The sequence below is a fragment of the Leptolyngbya sp. CALU 1928 genome, assembly GCF_056784215.1.
On record NZ_JBXBCE010000018.1, the window covers coordinates 148,804 to 166,762 of the forward strand.

The window sequence follows — 17,959 nt, forward strand, 5'->3', positions numbered from 1 at the left end:
AATAAAATTCTAATTCGCAGATGAAGACTGAGATTGAGCAAGCTTTTGAGCGATTTCAGGGTTATACAGTCGTAGGTAGTTCCAATAATTTTCAAACACCGACTTCACATAGCCGCGAGTCTCATCATAAGGAATCGATTCCACAAACTGATCAGGGTCACCCAAGCCTCTCTTGGCAACCCAGCCACCCACAGCACCGGGACCTGCGTTGTAGCTTGCAACTGCCAGCATTGAGTTGTTGGCATACTCCTCATGGGTATAATCCAGATACCAAGTACCTAGCTTAATATTGTCATCCGGCTCAGCCAGTTGATATTCCTTCAGCTTGATTTTTTGGGCGATCCAGGCTCCTGTTTCGGGCATGACTTGCATCAAGCCTTTTGCGCCGGCTGATGAGGTGATATTAGCCATAAAGCGAGATTCTTGCCGGATCAGCGCAGTGACAAGGAGGGGATTCAGTTGGCGTTCTTGCGACCAAGCTTCGATCGGTTCTAGGTAAGGAAAGGGATACAGCGCATACCAGTAGCCCATTTGCTGCTTTAGCGCTTTATACTGCTGGAGATCTTCGGCGGTTTCGCGCTGGCTCAAGTGAGACACCATAAAAATACCATCTAGGTGATCGCCAATGCCAAGCCGGATTACGCCATCGGTAAATTGCTCCTCGACAGTAGGTGTTGCGGTATTTTGAAATTCTACTTGCCACAGCTTCCAGGCATCTTGATCTTGTCCTAGTTGATAAAGCTCTCGCAGGGCATCGGAACCGACGGGCAAAGGAGGACGAGCAGTTGGACGAGCAACCGCAGGCGTGAGATCGCGGACGGAGGAGAAATCGCCCACGTTCCAGCCCAACAGATCCGCCGATCGCCATGCATAGTAAGACTGGGGATATTTTGCCAGCACAAACTCAAAGGTTTCTTTTGCCTCTTTAGACTTGCCCAGTTGAGTCGCCCATTTACCTACCCAAAAAGCAGCTTCTGGAGCAAATTCGCTATCAGGGTTTTGGGTGACAATGGGAGCCGCCCAGTTCCATGCGGTTTGGATATCTCCAGCTTTTACCTGCTCGGTGGCAAGCTGCCAGCGCAGTTCTGCGGCTGCATCCGATTTACCATGACGACTGAGCAGATATTGCCGCGTTTGAGCCGCAGATTCTTTGCTATTCAGTTGATCTAGCAATTTGGATTTTTGCAGCAAGGCTTCACCTGCACGATCAGGAAAACGAGCAATCGCCTGATCCAGGTAAGCGATCGCCGTCTCTGGCTGCACAATCTTCGATAGGCGGATCAGGGCTAACCCCGCTTCAGGAGCCATGGGAAAGGTATTAACGGTGCGAATATAGGCTTCGGTCGCTCCACCCGTTTCGCCCAGTTGCAACCCTCGCGCCGTGCGATAGGCATTTCGCGCCGTGAGTGGAGCTTTGGCGTAGGCAGTTCCCGCTTTGCCATACTGCTGTTTTTCCCAATAGCCAAAAGCGATCGCTTCCCAGTCGGCGGGTGTTAACTGGTTGCTATATTTCTCGACTAGCCGATCCAAGTAGGTAGTGTATTTCTCTAGATACAGCCCATGTCGGGCGATCGCTTGGAGCGCATCTAGCTGATTCGGATTTTTTTGAAGGCGCTGCTGAGCAATTTCGATCGTGCGGGGATGGGCAGGAAATTGGGCGATCGCCTGATCCCAGGACTGCGGATTCGTTTTGCCCAATGTAAATAGCGCTTCTACCGCCGCCGGATTTTTGGGATAGCGCTTGAGCAAGTCTTGCCAAGTTGCTTGAGCTTTTACCCCATCTCCGGCTTTCTCTAAGGCTTGGGCTTGCTTGACCAGCACGTAAGGTGCCAGCACAGGATAATCCGCATCCAGACCCTTAAGTTGCTCTAGCGCTTTTCTTGCCTGCCCTTGCTGTAATAAATCGGTTGCCAGTAGATAGCGGGCGCGGCTGCTTTCAATGGGCTTTTTGGCTTGGGCGATCGCGGTCAGCTTTTCCGTCCGTTTCGCTGGCGATAATGCTTTTAGCACATTGATATCTTGAATCTGAACGGCTGCCGATTGCAATTCCGCACCAGATTCCATAAACTGCGTGGCTTCAGGTTGGCGATCGGATAACGCTTTCATAAAAACGCTGCCCACTACCAACACACCCAAACCCGCACCAACGAACCGATACACTTGTTTTCTTCCGCGCTTCTGCATGGGGCTATACCAGAATGGGGAATTCTTTAACGAAGCAGTCTTTAATCAGGCAAATCTTTAGCGACTCTAGCACTTTTATCAAGAAGTGGACGAAGGATTGTGACCCTTCAATTCTGCGTACTCCCATCTTTATGATCGATACTGGAAATCAGTTGAATCAATCGGAATTTAGAGGACGGTTTGAATGGATTTGCGAGTAATCAATACTTCTTGTGTGGAATGGTCGGGTGATGCCTTAGCGGTCGGTTTGTTTGAAGACCAAGTGGAATTGGCGGGTGACCTAGCAGCCCTAGATGACAAGCTATCCGGCACCCTGAAAGAACTGATCGCCGAGGTTGATTTTAAGGGTAAAGAGGGCAGCAGTGCGGCAACGCGGGTTGGCAGTGGCAGCAGCATTCGTAAAATTATTGTGGTTGGGTTAGGCAAGCCGGATAGCCTGAAACTGGAAGGCTTGCGACGGGCGGCAGCAACAGCGGCAAAACTTGCTCGAAAAGAAAAATGTAAGATTTTGGGGATCAGCTTCCCTGTCTGTGATGCGAATGCAGCGGCAACGACTCAGGCGATCGCGGAAGGAGTTGAACTGGCGCTATATCAAGACACGCGGTTTAAATCAGAACCTGATGACAAAGTGACAAAACTGGAACGCATCGATTTGTTGGGTTTAGCAGGGCAAGAAGCCGCGATCGCCCGTGCCCGTCAAATTGCTTCTGGAGTGATTTTGGCGCGAGAACTAGTCGCGGCTCCGGCAAATGTCGTTACACCGGGTGCTTTGGCAGATACTGCTTTGGCGATCGCTCATGATCACGGGCTAGAAGTGCATATTTTAGAACGGGACGAGTGCGAAAAGCTCGGCATGGGTGCGTTTTTAGGCGTGGCTCAAGCATCTGATCTGCCGCCCAAGTTTATTCACCTAATCTATAAACCGGAAGGCACCCCGCGCCGTAAAGTCGCAATTATTGGCAAAGGAGTCACGTTTGATTCCGGTGGGTTGAATATTAAAGGGGCTGGCAGTGGGATTGAAATGATGAAAACCGATATGGGCGGAGCGGGTGCCACCTTGGGGGCTGCCAAGGCGATCGCCCAGCTTAAACCAGATGTGGAAGTCCACTTCATCAGCGCTGCTGCCGAAAATATGATCAGCGGCAATGCGATCCATCCCGGCGACATTCTGACGGCTTCCAATGGTAAAACGATTGAAATCAACAACACCGATGCTGAAGGTCGTTTGACGTTGGCAGATGCACTGGTGTTTGCTGAAAAGCTGGAACTAGACGCGATCGTAGATCTTGCCACCCTCACGGGAGCGTGCGTCGTTGCCTTGGGTGATGACATTGCTGGATTGTGGAGTCCCAACGATGCGCTTGCGGCTGAACTCACTCAAGCGGCTGAAAGCTCCGGCGAAAAAATTTGGCGGATGCCAATGGAAGAAAAATACTTTGATGGCATGAAGTCTGTGGTTGCCGATATGAAAAATACGGGTCCACGGATGGGGGGAGCCATCACGGCAGCGCTGTTCTTAAAGCAGTTTATTAAAGAAACTGCTTGGGCACATCTGGATGTGGCAGGTCCGGTATGGACAGACAAGGAAAATGGCTATAACGGTGTGGGAGCAACGGGTTACGGTGTTCGTACTCTAGTCAACTGGGTACTGAATTAGCCTGAGTCCAAAATAGGAAATAGGCAAAATAGATCGACAGAAAACCCTAAGCCTCAAACCAGACTCACACTGTACATAAAGTATGTTTGATACTCCTGAGTGATTGCCCGTTTAAAAAAGCCCTGAGAATGAATCTTAGGGCTTTTTTAACGAGGATGCTTTACCGCTACTTAGACACAAAAATCGCCTGAACCTCATTTCCAGCGAAAGCGCTATGCAAGAAAAACTAAGCACTCACACTTCGCAAGGTTATCCTTTTTTTTCCGGCATCATGCACTTGTCGCTATCACATCCAGCAGGACCTTCGGCGAGATTGAAGCCAAGGTCGTAGCGGCTGAGTGCGCCATAAAAATCAGTGGTGCGCTGGCGGGTTTTCACTTCCGCTTCAAGGCGATCGAAGGTAGTTTTGTCGATTTTCTCAAACGGTAAGCGGGGAAAGGGTGCATCAAACCGGGCAAGCAACGCCGCGCTGATGTAGCCTTCGTCATTGGCGATCGCTTGATAAATTCGCCGTCCTAAGGGTTCCACTTCGGCTTCGGTCAGTTCCACCGTGGCGCTGGTATTGTGGGTTGTGTAATGTTTCTGCACCTGCATATAGAAATCAAACTGCGCCAATGCCGAAAACTGCTCAATCGGAATTTCGTCGGCTCCCGGCAAGTTTGCCCAGGATACCTCTACGGGAATTTCCACGAGCCACTCAGTACAGCGATCGTCAAACGGATCGTTGAGCAAATTGCCATTATCATCTTTATCTGACTGAGATGGCACAACGCTGTAGCCGTAGTCCAAACATGCCATTGCCACTGGATCGCTCTTGCGAAAGGTAATCCGCCGAATAAAGCGCTGAGCTTTGGGGGGATGCCAACCCGGACTCGCGCCCGTGAGCAATGACTTAGTGCCGGCAGGTTGCACGGTGGTGCAGCGATTGGGACGCTTGATGCCACGCTGATCGCAATACTCCCAGATGACTTGATGAACTGTCTCTCGCCAGCGCAATAGGTATGCCTGCTCTCGTTGCTGAAACTCTAACCCGGCGATCGTGCTGGGTCTGCCTGCCTGCCACCAGTGCAACCATTCCACGCCAAAGGCATGAACAAAGAAGTCAAATAGTCCTGTAAACGAAACTCCGACAATCGGGTCTAGTTCGCGAGAAAACTGATAGCGGGGTTCGCCAAATTGATGATTCAGCAAGGCAGCAACCGATAGGGCAGCAGCGGTGAAAGCTTTTTCCTGAGTTGCATAGTCTAATGGATCAATTTGATTGAGATGCACCTCTGACAAATTGCAGTGAAAATCCGCTCCGATTATTTCGCCGCAGGGATTTAATCCGTAGCGTCCGAGGCGATGCTCTAATTCGGCAGTGGACATCTGTGGATGGCGCTGTTGCAACCATGCTGGAGCAACGCCCTGATTGTATGCGTTGAGAAAATCGGTTCTCAAATCGGCATCGGTGAGCAGGTCGCTATTGGAGCGGGCGATCGCTTCTGGTGCATATTGAATTGCGCCCTCACCGGAATAAAACTGCTTCCGAACCGCATCAATACACTCTTGCTCCGTCGGCTTTTGGTGAAAAACACGGGTATGGTTCGCCATCCGCAGCACATCCCGTTCGGCATCAATTCGCCAATTGCCCTCAGCATCCTGCTGCCACAGGTTATCTTTAGCGCTGGCAAAGGCAGTATCTTCGCTGTCGCTCTGACGCATTCCCGCGCTACGTCTAATATTTCCAGCAACTACAGTAGCGGCGGCTTCATCAATCAGCAGGCAGCATTCTACCGAGGTCAGTTGTCGTCCGATCGCTTTATTCAACAGCGCGGCACAACGAGCATACAAGCCAGAGAGTCGAATTGGGTTGGCAACGCCCCCAAAGCCTTTCAGCACTTCTCCTTCCGGGCGAACATCGCTAACATTCACTGCTACCTGAACTGTGCCATTAAAACGTTCGTCTGTGGAAAGCTCAAGCAGGGTTTGATAGGAAGAAACCCAGCCCTGACGACTATCGCCCACATGAATTTGAACAGTGTTGGCTTGAATAATCACTTCGGTGCGATCGCGCCGCTTTTCTGGGTCAGTCGTGCCCACTTCGCCAACCACAGAGACTGAAATCGGGTTGCGAATTGCAGGGAGATGCTCGATATATTTCGGTTCAAGAATCGCTCCGGTGCCACAGCCCATCATGGCAAGATCCATCATTAACCCAAAGGCACGCCAGTCTACAACGTTGGTGCTAGTACAATTGTAGGAACCCGAAAAATTCTCCGGTTTTTCGATCCAGGAGGTGCCGCCCACCCAGAGCCACCGTCCTGATGGCAAGGCTTTTAACTCTTGCTGCATCTGCTTAATCAAGGCAGCTTCCGCAGCAGTGAGTTTGCCTAACTTTATCAGTCCGCGAGTGGTGCGTTCAACAACCACATCCCAGGGTTCACGTCCAGCATCGCTGCGGCGGCTATAAGTACGATAGAAAACAGGATTGGCTGTGGGTGCTGTCTTGGGAAAGGGGTTGGTGGAGGAAGGAGACTTTGCGATCGCATCTGTAGCGACAGTTTTTTCTTGATGAATGGGTTTAAGTCGAACCATAGTAAGGTCTCGCTTTTGATGGAAGTTGAACGGGATATAACCAGATATAGGATAGAAAATTCTCAGTCTACACTATCCCTAGCGGGAAATATCCCAGAGTTTTGACATAAAGAATCGCCAATAAGCGAGCATCAGCAACTTAAACACTGATGAATAGGTAGAAGTCCTAAGTACAGGACAAAAATTGTAGGGATTGCAAAAAGTCGGAGTGGTTAGCTGGGGATGGATAAGTACCAAATGGCGCAAGTAATCGAGACCTAAGCGAAACAGACTCTTGGCACGGTCGCATCGCCCAACATAAAGCTAGAGTCAACAATGCGAATACCTTACTCAACCGCTCATCATCGCTGAAGCGAGTCGATTCCAGACAGAACCCGCGAATTTTGAAAATGCCAAACAAGGTTGCAATCCCCAAGGCATAGCATAATCTTTGACTAAATCTTGAGTTTTGAGGGGCGTAATCACCACGAGTAACGCGCCATCGACCTGTCGCAGAGCTTCCACGGCAACTGGGTAGCCCCAGACCCGGCAAGTGCCGGTGAGTCGTTGGGATTGACCGACTTGTAGATGGGCAAAAACGACCCGTGCGGCAAGCAGTTTGCCATCGTGCTCAATCTGGTCACCGCTACGAATGCGTAACCGAAAGGCGAGAGATGGTTTAAGCAGCAGATAGCGCACCCAAGCTTGCCCAATGAACTCGCGGTCGGCACACAAGTAATTCAGCCTAGTAGTCTGTCAACTTTGATTTGGTGGATACAGCAATTCTCATTATAGGAAATAGCTGTTAAAGCTCCCAAAATGAATGTGGGTATGGTGAGAACACCTAAACAACCTAAGAGAGCCAGAACCGTTGAGAGAGCGGGGATTGTTTGACGCGATCGCTGCAACTTGCAGCAAGATTTCTACCTACCTGCTTCGGTTTTAGATTGAGGCAATTCAGTGAGATTATCTGTAAAGGTTCCTTATCGCAGGTGTGTTCATGTTGCCGGACAAGAAAGAAGCCTTGATAACTGGGGGGGTTGAGGCAGGAATAGAAGCCTTGAAACTCGTGCCAGGTATGGGCATCCTCATTGAAAGTGTAAGGAAATACAGAGAATCTATTGAAGAACAACAACAGAGAGAATTTATTCAGAAGATATTGGAACGCTTAGAGTACTTTGAGCGAAATTTAGATTGGTATAAAACTGATGAAGGCGATTGTTTTGCAAGAAAAGTTATTGCCACAGCATTAAATGCTGAATATGTCGATAAACTTGATTTTATTGCTAATCTCTTTGTTAATAGTGTAACTCTGGAAAATGGTGAAGCTGAACGTTTCAAATATGTTGAGATGGTTCGCTTATTGTCTCGACCGGCTTTGCAAGTTTTAGTGAAAATAGTACAAATTCTTCCAGAGCATAAAGGTATCTCAGTTCGTAACCTCGCATCAAAACTGAGTTGGGAGCCAGCACTCGTAGATGCTTGTTTATTGGAGCTACATGCAGTTGGAGCGATTTCTCAGAAGTGGTTTGGGGATGCTGAAAATCCAGAACGTCGCACATTGAATAACACACCAGTCATAACAGCATTTACAAAGAGTTTCGCAGAGGTTATATCATTTCCAGCAGGCTAACAATTCTGGTGCAGCGGATTGATGGAAGTTACTTATGGAGTGACAAAGGCATCGGCAACCGCTGACCAGAACCGTTACATTGCAAACTGTAATTGGGAGCCTTGGTCTGTTTTGATTACTTCAATGCGAGATTGAAAGGCTTCTTTAAAGTGGGGAACGTGGGTGACGGTGAGGATGCAGGCGAAGTCGGAGGCGATCGCGTTGATGGCAGAAATCAGGCGATCGCAGCCTTCGGTGTCTTGGGTGCCAAACCCTTCATCCACAATCAGCATTTGCAGGGCAGTACCCGATCGCTGTGCCAAAAACCGTGCCAACGCTAGCCGAATCGCAAAGTTAACCCGAAAGGCTTCCCCGCCAGAGTAGGTTTCATAGGGGCGCGTCCCCTGGGTATCGGCAATTACAATGTCCAGGGTTTCGCTCCACTTAGCCTGTTTCAGTTTTGCCTTAGAACTAGCGCCCGACCGTTGCGTAATAAATTGGATATGGAGTTGATTCGCGCTGAGCCGTCCTAAAATCCGATTCGTTTCGGCTTCAAGTTGGGGCAAGGCGTTTTCAATCATCAATGCCTGAATGCCATTTTTACCGAATGCTTGGGCGACTTCTTGATAAACACGCTGTTGATGCGCCAGGGTTTGAAGCTGCTGGGCGATCGCGGCTTGCTGCTGAGTTAAAACGACAAGCTGTTGCTGCTGCTGCTGGAGTCGACCTAAGGCTGAAAGTTGCTGATCTAACTCGCTGCGACGAATTCTAATACGGTCTTCAATAGCTTGAATAGCAGGGCGGCGATCGCACGTTTCTTGAAGCTGCTGATTTAGTGTTTTGACTTGTGCTTGAGAAATTTTTAGACTGCTTTGACGCTTGTTTAAACTCGATTTCAAATCTGATAATCGACTCTGAAATTGTGGATACTGCTGCTGATATTTATACAGTTCTTGATAGTGCAGTTGATAAGGTTGGGCTTGTCTAAGAGCAACTCGCAAAGCATTGTGCTGATCTAAGTCATAACCAATGTCAGCAAGCTGTTGATTAAACTGGGCTAAAGCTGTTACATACTCTGTTGTAAATTGCTCAATTTGATTTTCTAGTTCGACCTGTTGAGCCTGGAGTTCGGGTTGTCGCTGAGTCAGGGTTGCTTGCCGCTGCCGTGCCTGTTTAACCTCTGCCTGTTTAATCTCTGCCCACCGCCAGCGATCGACTTGCCCGCGGGCGAGGGCGTGATCTTTTTCGTCGTAGTTTAGCTGGTGCAGGCAATGATCAATCTGCGCTAACTCTTCGCTGAGATCTACGGCATAGCTACCCATACTCAGGGTATGTTCTAGCTTTGCCGCCTCCATTTCAAGCTGGCTCAGGTTTGCCTGTCCCGAAATAGTAGATTGCAGTTGCTCTTGCAGTTGCCCTCGACGTTCTAAGACGGTGCTATATTCGCCTAACCCTTGGTCTACTTCGCGATATTCTTGGCGCAAAATTTGAATTTCTCGCTCCGAGGCGGCGAGTTGCTCTCGAATCACCCAAATTTCCTGCAAGATATCCGATCGCGTCGTCTGATGCTTGTCTAAAACCAAACTCCAGTGATGCTCATCCAACGGGCGATCGCACAACGGACAGGGCGGGTACGCATGAGCGTGACCCTTGTCTTCAGGATTAGCAACCGGATCAACCGCCTCTTGTTTTAGCCAATCAATCTTTTGATCTACTTCTGCCAATTGAGTTTCGTAGTCGCGCTGGCGTTCTTGTAGTTTCTCCATGAAGTTGCGCCGCTCTACGCCTTTTTCTCGCACTTGCTGCAAATAGTTGCGCTGGGATTCTAGCTGAGCAATGCGATCGCTGATGGACATGACCGCCTGCTGCAATTCGGGCTGACGCTTTTGTTGATGGCTGAGTTGATGAGCGGAAGCGCGCAGTTCTTCTAGCCGCGCCGATAATCGCGTATGGCTGCGATCAAGCTGTTGCTGAATCTGTTGGCGACGCTGGAATAAAGGGGCTGCCTGAAATTGAAGCTGATCCAGCCGGGTTAAATCATTCCGGGCTTGCTGCAATTCTTTCAGCGCTTTTTCCACCTCTGGGGCTTTGCGAAGACTATGCTGAATTTCTTGCGCTTGTTGAGCTAAAGCTTCAAGCTGCGCTTGGGCTTGCTGGAGGTGGCGATCCAGTTCAGCAATTTTTTCTTGCTGTTGCTGCTGATACTGCTGCTGCTGGGTTTGAACCAATTGATAAGTTTTAAACCTGGCAGAAAACTGTTCTTCTTGCAACTGTAAGGTTTGAAACTGAGCATATCCAGCGGCGATCGCGGCGGCTTGTCCTAACAAGGCTTCTATTTCCTGCTGTTGCTGCTGAGCGGCTATCAGTTCTTGCTGAAAGCGCTGACAGTCTTGCTCTAGGTTTTTTTCTTGCTGTTGCTGCCAAGTAAGCTGTTGCTGCCAAGTAAGTCGCTGCTGTTGGCTAGCTTGCAGCGACTGGAGCGTTGCTTCATCCTCAATCTGCTGGCGTTGCATCTCCGCCAGGGTTGCTTCGACGATCGCCTGTTCCGTAGCAATCGCGGTTTGCTGCTGCAATTGTTCTGCGATCACCGCCAAATTGCGCTCCAGCAATTCAATTTGTCCTTTTAGCTGCCGCGATTGATCTTTCGCCTTTTCCGCCAACTCATCATATTGATTGAGCTTGAGTAAATCTGCCAGAATTTGCTTCCGTTCCGTTGGGCGCTTCACCATAAACTCATCGGCGCGCCCTTGCCGCAGATACGCCGAATTAATGAAGGTGTCATAATCCAGCTTCAAATGCTCCACAATCAACTGCTGCGTTGCCCGAACGCCCTTAGCGGTCAACGATCGAAAACGCAAGGAAGAGGAGAAAGAGTTCTGTTCGCGTAGCGTTGACCTAGAAGATATTCTAGGTTCTGTTCGCGTAGCGTCTCCGTAGGAAATATTTTGTGTTTCCTCTTCCAACCCCCGACCCCTGACCCCTGTTCCCTGTGCCCTGTTCTCTTCCATCGCTACCTGAAATTCTAGCGACGTTCCTTGAGCGCGCTGGCGAGTGCGAAGGATGCGATAGGTGTGCTGATTGGTCGTAAAGATAAAATCGACTTGGACTTCTTGAGTGCCCATATGAATCACGTCATCTTCCGAAGTGACGCGGCTCTCACCCCAAATCACCCAAGCGATCGCTTCCAGCAGGGACGATTTTCCGGCTCCGTTTGCACCACAAATACAAGCGGTGTGCAACCCTTGAAAATCTAAAGTTGCCGCTTGATAGCTAAGGAAGTTTTTAAGAACAAGCCGCTGAGGAATCATACGGTAAGCAATTTAGATGCTACACAGTTTTAGCGTAGCAGTACGATTGAACTTTAGTACGATCGATCTTTAGTTTAACTGCACTTTGTTAACGATTTTTTGCCAAACTGACTCAATTTTTTGGAGGATTAAACTCGATTTTGGCGATCGCTCAACTCAATTTTTTAATTGATAAAACGTTAATGCTGTATTTCCATAGCTCTTTTGGCGACATACTTCTAAAGCGGCTGGGGCAGAAAAATCCGATCGCTTGGGATTATGTTCTACTGCCAGTTCACCATTTGTAGACAGCAGATTGTAATGTGCGATCGCGTCTAGTACGGGTTGATATAACTCGCTGGCATAGGGCGGATCAAAATAAATCAGATCGAATTGCTGCCCCGATAAGCTGGACAGTTTTTTAATTACGTCGCCACGAATCAATTGAAAAGCTTGCTCCTCTGTCGCCACCTGCTGCCAGTTTTGCTGAATCACTGCCCAAGCGCGAGACGACTGTTCAATCCCCACAACGGTAGAAGCTCCGCGACACAGCGCTTCTGCACCCATGGCACCCGTGCCCGCACAGAGATCAAGCCAGCGACATTGAGCGATCGCGGGTTGCCAAATGTTAAACAACGCTTCCCGAACGATGGATTGAGTCGGGCGAGTATCTTTACCAGATAGCGTTTTGAGGGCACGGTTGCCGTAGATGCGGAGAGTCATTTGACGGCTGAGATCGGGTTGCCAACGGCTACTTCTTGGCCGGTTGCCACCAGGTTGACAAAATTTGCTAGGATTTGCAGCCCATCCGTGGAAGATTTTTCGGGATGGAATTGGACTGCCATCAGGTTGTCACGGGCGATCGCGGCAGTGACGGTTTGGCTCCCGTGGGTGATAGTGGCGGCTTGCAGAGTGAGGTCAATCGGCGCAACGTAATAGGAATGGACGAAGTAGACCCAGGGATGCGCGGGAAGTTGTCGCCACAGGGTAAGCTCTGGCTGAGTGAAATCTAACTGATTCCAGCCCATGTGGGGAATCGTAATACCGGGTTCGTGGGTGAAGCGTTGGACGATGCCCGGAATGATGCCTAAACCGGGTTCTTGTCCTTCTTCGCTGGAGTCAAACAGGATTTGTAAGCCCAGACAAATGCCCAAAAAAGGTTTGCCGCTGGCGATCGCCCGTTTGATTGGGGCTTCCAACTGGCGCGATCGCAGGTGTTGGACTGCCGGATCAAAGGAACCCACACCGGGCAGCACGATCGCGTCAGCTTGATCAATGGCAATGGGTGAATCAGTAATGTGGGGAGTTGCGCCTGCTTTCTCCAACCCCTTGCAGGCAGAGTGCAGGTTGCCCATGTCGTAATCTATTACGGCGATCGTCGGCATTTTTTTGCATCCTTTGTGACCTTCGTCAGTAGAATTGTAATCTGAATAACAAACTCTTGCTTTACTTAGCAATGAACTGACCACCCAGCACCCGCGATTGCCTAGCCGCTTGTATAGGCGGATTTTGAAGTTGATTTGCTGTCAGAATCTTAGATCTCGGCTGCACCTGCCCCAGCAATAGTGATATCTCTTCTGCAACAATCTCCTTCACTCCCAACAAGCTATATCCACAGCTAACCTAACATCACCGCCCAATGTCCACTCTAATCACAACCTTCGACACCTGGAAACCGCATCAAGCTTCAAACTCGTCGGATGATTTGATTGCCGAGTTGATGCGGCGTAAGTTATTGCCACGACACACTCACCTAACCCGAAAAATTCCGGTCGATTTTCAGCTTGCCCCCGAAAAAGTGTTGTCTGTGGTGGAGACGTTGCAGCCCGATCTAATTGTTTGTTGCGGCATGGCAGAAAAGCGATCGCGCCTCACCGTCGAAGCCAACGGCAAACACCAGGGTGACATTCTCTACACCAGCATTCCCCTAAAACCCTTAGTTGAACAGACTCAAACCACCACCATCAGCCACAACACCGGGCGCTTTGTCTGCAACTATTTGTATTACTCGATCCTCAAATACGTTCAGTTGCATCAGCTTAAAACTCACTGTTTGTTCGTGCATGTGCCGCCGTTAAAACCGGAAACCTTAGAGGTGACTGTACAAGATTTTTCAACCATCCTCAAACTGCTGCAACCCATCGCCGCAAGTTAGCTTGAATCGTTCTATTATCCATACCTATGCTGTCGATTTTATCTACTATTCTGCTTGCCCAAATCACTCCTGCGCCTGTTTCTAAAGAAATCAAAGTGCCTCAAGCGGTGCGAGTTTTGCCGGGAAAGCTAGATTCTGTATTGGTGTTTAATAGCAACAGCCCAGAGTTGGTACAAACCGAGGGCATTTTGCTATCTACCTTCCCACCGGCTGGCAAACGCACTCCTGCCGCCCATTTGAATCTGCCATTGCAAGGGCGCTTTGATGTATTTGCTCACCACATTGCTAAAGCTAAAACGCCAGAGGATTTGAGGACGCTGTATCTTGGGGTGCTGCTGCACAATCCCGGTGGCAAACCCGTGACGATGGATATTTTGCAAGCCGCCAGCTATTTGAGCCAGCCCGATGCCCCCTTTATCGACCTGCCTGCCTATGTTGATAATCCACTGGGTACGGTGTTTGCAGGACCGGGAAGTCGCGCCATGCTGGATATTTTGCGCGGAAAGCGATCGCCCGACTTTCCGGCTCAAATTGTGATTCCACCCGGTGAAAGCCGCATGTTGCTGAATTTGCCGATTCCGGTGAAGGAGCTACAGCCACCAATCAATGGGCGATCGACCCTGATGCGGCTTTCCAGTAATGCCCCGGTGTATACGGCGAGTTTGGCGCTGTTTGCTCCCACCGATGCCAATGGCACAGAACGCGCTCCCACTATCGCCGAATGGCAAGCAGTGGTAGAGTCTGGCAAACTGGCGGCACCTCGCGACAAAATGCCCACACCGCCGGAGCAGACTAAGGGGCAGATTATCTATGGGCGTGTGGCAGGAGTGGCGAAAGGATCACGTTGGACAACCCAGGTGGTTGATCCTCCTGGTATTCAGCCTAACAATCCGGCAACTTGGTCTCTCACCATTCCCCCAGCCGGAGAAGCGTTTTCCTATGGTCTGAGTACCCTACTGCGGGGCACGTTGGGCACGGGGCAAAATCAAACTGCGCCAATGGTGGCACGTTACCCAGATACCGCCTATCAAGCCCATGGCAATTATGCGATCGAATACAACCTGACGCTTCCCCTGCAAAATCTCACGAATCAAACCCAGACCGTCGCCGTGATGCTGGAAACGCCGATTAAGGAAGACCAGCCCAAGGATGGAAATTTGCGGTTTTTTGAGCCTGTACCACGTCAAGTCTTTTTTCGAGGAACTGTGCGATTACGCTACACCGACGATCGCCGCCTTCCCCAAACCCGCTATGTGCATCTAGTGCAGCGACGGGGGCAGCAGGGCGAACCTCTAGCCGTGATGACGATGAAACCGGGCGATCGCCGCCTCGTCCAGTTCGATTTTCTCTATCCGCCCGACTCCACCCCACCTCAAATCCTCACGGTCAGAACCCTAAAGAAATAGAGCGAAGAAGAACTTCACGCCATCCATAAACTTCTCCTAGGAAACTGCCGTTAGGCATTCAGCCAATTGCCACCAGATCTGATTCTAGATTGGGTAAGCTTGGCTATCCCAATTCACCGCTAAGAGATTATTTGCAAACAAGCGTTACAGAAACTACAACGTTGCAAATGCTTGGTCTACAGCATAGAGAGCTTGATCGATTTCAGCCGCAGTAACAATCAGGGGGGGCACAAAGCGAACGACTTTCGGACCCGCAGGAACCATTAATACCCCCTGATTAATCCCAGATTGCACCACTTGGGCAGACGTTAAATCTATTTCGGCTTGAATCTCCAGTCCGTTAATTAGCCCCCAACCGCGCACGTCTGCCACTTTTTCAGGATAGCGCTGGGCGATCGCTTGTAATCCCGTTCGCAGTTGTTCTCCGCGCTCTTGAACATTTTGCAGCAGATGATCGGATTCCACGGTTTGGCAGACTGCTAATGCCACGGCACAGGCAAAGGGATTGCCGCCAAAGGTGCTGGCATGATCACCGGGCTGGAAGATATTGCAAGATTCTTTACAGAGCATCGCACCAATGGGAATGCCGCCACCTAACCCTTTTGCGGAAGTGAAGATATCTGGCTCAATGCCTAAATTCTCAAAGCCCCAAAGTTTACCAGAACGCCCCATACCCACCTGCACTTCATCGCAGATTAGAAGAATGCCGCGATCGCTGCAAATCTCCCGAATCCGCTGGAAGTAAGCGCGATCGCCCGGACGCACGCCTCCTTCACCCTGAAGCGCTTCTAGCAAAATTGCTGCAACTCGCGGCTGATCTTTATCCAAGTCAGCGATCGCCTGCTCCAATGCAGCAATATCGTTATAAGGCACATACTCAAACCCCGGCACCAGTGGGCTAAAGCCTTTCTGATATTTGGGTTGCCCTGTTGCGGTGATGGTTGCCAAAGTCCGACCATGAAAACTAGCATGAGCCGTGATAATCACCGGATCGGCAATCCCACGAACGGTATGGGCATACTTACGCGCTAGCTTGATTGCGCCCTCGTTTGCTTCCGCGCCAGAGTTACAGAAAAAGACGCGATCTGCACAAGAATTTTCGACCAGCCACTTTGCCAACTCACCTTGAGCCGCTGTGTAATAAAGATTCGAGACATGGTGCAGCGTTTGAATCTGTTTTGTGACCGCTTCAACCATAGCTGGATGAGCATGTCCTAAGGTGCAAGTTGCAATTCCAGCCACAAAATCCAAATACTCTCGTCCGTCCGTATCCCAAACCCGACACCCGGCACCCCGGTCTAACGTAATCGGGTAACGAGCGTAAGTTTTCATGACATACTCATCAAATTCTGCTGGGGAAAATGGGCTAGCAACATCCGGCAGAGATTCAACGATAGGAGACGGGACTTGGAGTAATGTTTCTAGACTCACTGGAACTAATCCTTAATGCTTAAAAGACTACACAATGCAGTTAAACTTTGAATCGACGCAACTCATTCAAAACAAAAATATTTGCGCCCGAAGTTTTCTCATTCTTAGCTTTTACAATAGCCCATTCATTCTCATTCAGCCGCAATCTAATGAATCGGTCAAGTTCCTATGACAATATCCCATGACAGTGAGACACTGGTTAACCCAACGTGCAACGATTGCTGATTCCCCTCACCTAAATCCCTCTCCCAGAGCGGAAGAGAGATTTTGAGAGATTCTTGACCTCCGTAGCGTGGGCTGATCTTCGTTGCACATTTTAGATTAGTTAATCTCGGAAAATAATGAATCACGCTGTGCTGGCATATCCTACGTCAAAAATTAACGAACGAACTTAGGCATGACTTCAGCCGCCGTGAATACGCCATGCAGCCCTCGACGATGCAGTTCAATTCCTGCTTTGAGGTAGCCAAACGCGGGACCGCAAACATTGGCTGCCATGCTAGTTTCATCTCCCAGAGTAAATGTATGGGTTGACAGCTTTCCTTCAAAAGTGCGCCCCGTCACCCGTACATTCGTGCTGAGAGGTTTCTTGGGGTTGCGAGTATCAACAATGCCGCCCACGGTGACGCGATCTCGATCGCAAATGCCTGCCAATTCCAGCATCACATCATCCGCGTGTTCCATATTTTCTAAGGTTAATAGCCCATTTGTCCGGTTTAAAAGGGCTGACACTTCGGCATCCGTCATCGCTCTAGCGGCTTCCACGTCGTATCCCGGCATGTGGGCAATATCTTCTCGAATCGTGGCGCGGTAGGCTTCCCAATTGGCAATGCCAACGCCGAAAGTGATTTGAACGCTGTGGACTTCGCTAAAGCTCTGGGCTGCCAGTGCCGCTGCCGCCGTGAGTAAGCCTGGTGTGGCACCACAGCCCGTCATATAGGTAATGCCGCAGGCTTTTAGCTTGTCAGAGAGTGCCAGCATTTGTTCTACTGCACTCGTCCGTTTCATCGCATCCACTAGCACCCCTTGCCAGCCTGCTTCTATAAACTGCTGAGCAACCGATGCCATAAAGGTGTTGGGCAAGTTAGGCAATGCCAAAAAGTAGCCTTCAACCTTAGAAGCACAGTGAATCAATTCGTGAATGCTGTCGTTGCTCAAGCTGCCATCTTCTAAGTAGCCAATGGAGTTGTGCGACTGACAGGCGGCAATACTGGCATCGGCATTTAAGCCATGGGGATTGTGAGCATACCCTTTCTGATCCGCGATCGCGACCAATTTCATTTCTGCTTTAAGAGCCAATACTCGACTGGCAGCTTGCCCCAAACCACCAAACCCTAGTATCCCCACCCGAATCGGTGCCTCTGATGAATTACTGGGTGATGCGAGGACTTGTGTCATGTGTTGCTGAGCCATTGGTTACTTACTACCCAAACTAAATAGACTCTCATTATCCAACTGAATCTTGCCGATTATCCATCCAAAGACAGAGGAACCCCTTGCTAGAAACCTGTAGATTTTTAATATATGTTACAAAAATTACTAAAATTTAACCTGTATTTTGAGTGAGTTGAGAAATTGCTTTTGATTTTGACTTGACTGCACTTTTAAGTTAAGGGAAACTGACAATTAGCGGAGCCTTCACCGACGGCATCTGTAATTTTTATTAAGTTC

The 17,959-nt window shown here is 49.7% G+C and carries 11 protein-coding genes and 1 pseudogene; 4 read left to right on the plus strand and 8 right to left on the minus strand.

Annotated features, from left to right (window positions below; all coding sequences use genetic code 11):
* Positions 1 to 9 precede the first annotated feature (9 nt).
* A complete protein-coding gene (locus AC1S5B_RS23495; RefSeq protein ID WP_482038088.1) occupies positions 10 to 2,184 on the minus strand; it encodes a lytic transglycosylase domain-containing protein in 2,175 nt (724 codons plus the stop codon).
* A gap of 184 nt (positions 2,185 to 2,368) precedes the next feature.
* Here AC1S5B_RS23495 and AC1S5B_RS23500 point away from each other — a divergent pair, with 184 nt between their 5' ends.
* The gene (locus AC1S5B_RS23500; RefSeq protein ID WP_482038089.1) at positions 2,369 to 3,841 is read left to right on the plus strand and encodes a leucyl aminopeptidase; all 1,473 of its coding nucleotides are present in this window, start codon (positions 2,369 to 2,371) and stop codon (positions 3,839 to 3,841) included.
* A 249-nt stretch (positions 3,842 to 4,090) separates the two neighbouring features.
* Here the strand turns inward: AC1S5B_RS23500 and nrdJ are convergent, their stop codons facing one another.
* On the minus strand, positions 4,091 to 6,418 hold the full coding sequence (gene nrdJ / locus AC1S5B_RS23505) for a ribonucleoside-triphosphate reductase, adenosylcobalamin-dependent (RefSeq protein ID WP_482038090.1): 2,328 nt from the start codon (positions 6,416 to 6,418) through the stop codon (positions 4,091 to 4,093).
* A 166-nt stretch (positions 6,419 to 6,584) separates the two neighbouring features.
* Positions 6,585 to 7,144 (minus strand): annotated as a pseudogene (locus AC1S5B_RS23510) (transposase family protein); the annotation flags it as partial.
* A 253-nt stretch (positions 7,145 to 7,397) separates the two neighbouring features.
* On the opposite strand from AC1S5B_RS23510, the gene AC1S5B_RS23515 reads away from it, so the two are divergent.
* Positions 7,398 to 8,030 (plus strand): hypothetical protein, encoded by a 633-nt coding sequence (locus AC1S5B_RS23515; protein ID WP_482038091.1) that lies wholly within the window; start codon positions 7,398 to 7,400, stop codon positions 8,028 to 8,030.
* A gap of 74 nt (positions 8,031 to 8,104) precedes the next feature.
* Here the strand turns inward: AC1S5B_RS23515 and AC1S5B_RS23520 are convergent, their stop codons facing one another.
* From AC1S5B_RS23520 to hisH, 3 genes are all read right to left on the minus strand, one after another.
* The gene (locus AC1S5B_RS23520; RefSeq protein WP_482038092.1) at positions 8,105 to 11,317 is read right to left on the minus strand and encodes an AAA family ATPase; all 3,213 of its coding nucleotides are present in this window, start codon (positions 11,315 to 11,317) and stop codon (positions 8,105 to 8,107) included.
* Between the two features lie 156 nt (positions 11,318 to 11,473).
* A complete protein-coding gene (gene rsmD / locus AC1S5B_RS23525) occupies positions 11,474 to 12,019 on the minus strand; it encodes a 16S rRNA (guanine(966)-N(2))-methyltransferase RsmD (RefSeq protein ID WP_482038093.1) in 546 nt (181 codons plus the stop codon).
* Positions 12,016 to 12,681 carry an imidazole glycerol phosphate synthase subunit HisH gene (gene hisH, locus AC1S5B_RS23530; protein WP_482038094.1) on the minus strand — a complete coding sequence of 222 codons (666 nt, stop codon included), beginning with the start codon at positions 12,679 to 12,681 and terminating at the stop codon, positions 12,016 to 12,018. Before hisH ends, rsmD begins: the two co-directional genes overlap by 4 nt.
* Positions 12,682 to 12,935: 254 nt before the next feature.
* On the opposite strand from hisH, the gene AC1S5B_RS23535 reads away from it, so the two are divergent.
* Both AC1S5B_RS23535 and AC1S5B_RS23540 read left to right on the plus strand, forming a co-directional pair.
* Complete coding sequence (locus AC1S5B_RS23535; protein WP_482038095.1) at positions 12,936 to 13,451, plus strand: pyroglutamyl-peptidase I family protein; 516 nt, start codon at positions 12,936 to 12,938, stop codon at positions 13,449 to 13,451.
* Between the two features lie 26 nt (positions 13,452 to 13,477).
* Entirely contained in the window at positions 13,478 to 14,857 is a 1,380-nt protein-coding gene (locus tag AC1S5B_RS23540) for a DUF3370 domain-containing protein (RefSeq protein ID WP_482038096.1), read from the plus strand.
* A 153-nt stretch (positions 14,858 to 15,010) separates the two neighbouring features.
* Here AC1S5B_RS23540 and AC1S5B_RS23545 read toward each other — a convergent pair whose 3' ends face one another.
* Both AC1S5B_RS23545 and bioU read right to left on the minus strand, forming a co-directional pair.
* Positions 15,011 to 16,288: an acetylornithine/succinylornithine family transaminase gene (locus AC1S5B_RS23545; RefSeq protein ID WP_482038097.1), complete on the minus strand. Its 1,278-nt coding sequence runs from the start codon at positions 16,286 to 16,288 to the stop codon at positions 15,011 to 15,013.
* Between the two features lie 378 nt (positions 16,289 to 16,666).
* Entirely contained in the window at positions 16,667 to 17,686 is a 1,020-nt protein-coding gene (bioU, locus tag AC1S5B_RS23550) for a (S)-8-amino-7-oxononanoate synthase BioU (RefSeq protein ID WP_482038098.1), read from the minus strand.
* Positions 17,687 to 17,959 lie beyond the last annotated feature (273 nt).

Bases quoted from the DNA above. Each gene is read 5' to 3' on its own strand.
- AC1S5B_RS23495 (WP_482038088.1), bottom strand. From the start codon at position 2,184: ATGCAGAAGCGCGGAAGAAAACAAGTGTATCGGTTCGTTGGTGCGGGT.
- AC1S5B_RS23500 (WP_482038089.1), top strand. From the start codon at position 2,369: ATGGATTTGCGAGTAATCAATACTTCTTGTGTGGAATGGTCGGGTGAT.
- nrdJ (WP_482038090.1), bottom strand. From the start codon at position 6,418: ATGGTTCGACTTAAACCCATTCATCAAGAAAAAACTGTCGCTACAGAT.
- AC1S5B_RS23515 (WP_482038091.1), top strand. From the start codon at position 7,398: ATGTTGCCGGACAAGAAAGAAGCCTTGATAACTGGGGGGGTTGAGGCA.
- AC1S5B_RS23520 (WP_482038092.1), bottom strand. From the start codon at position 11,317: ATGATTCCTCAGCGGCTTGTTCTTAAAAACTTCCTTAGCTATCAAGCG.
- rsmD (WP_482038093.1), bottom strand. From the start codon at position 12,019: ATGACTCTCCGCATCTACGGCAACCGTGCCCTCAAAACGCTATCTGGT.
- hisH (WP_482038094.1), bottom strand. From the start codon at position 12,681: ATGCCGACGATCGCCGTAATAGATTACGACATGGGCAACCTGCACTCT.
- AC1S5B_RS23535 (WP_482038095.1), top strand. From the start codon at position 12,936: ATGTCCACTCTAATCACAACCTTCGACACCTGGAAACCGCATCAAGCT.
- AC1S5B_RS23540 (WP_482038096.1), top strand. From the start codon at position 13,478: ATGCTGTCGATTTTATCTACTATTCTGCTTGCCCAAATCACTCCTGCG.
- bioU (WP_482038098.1), bottom strand. From the start codon at position 17,686: ATGACACAAGTCCTCGCATCACCCAGTAATTCATCAGAGGCACCGATT.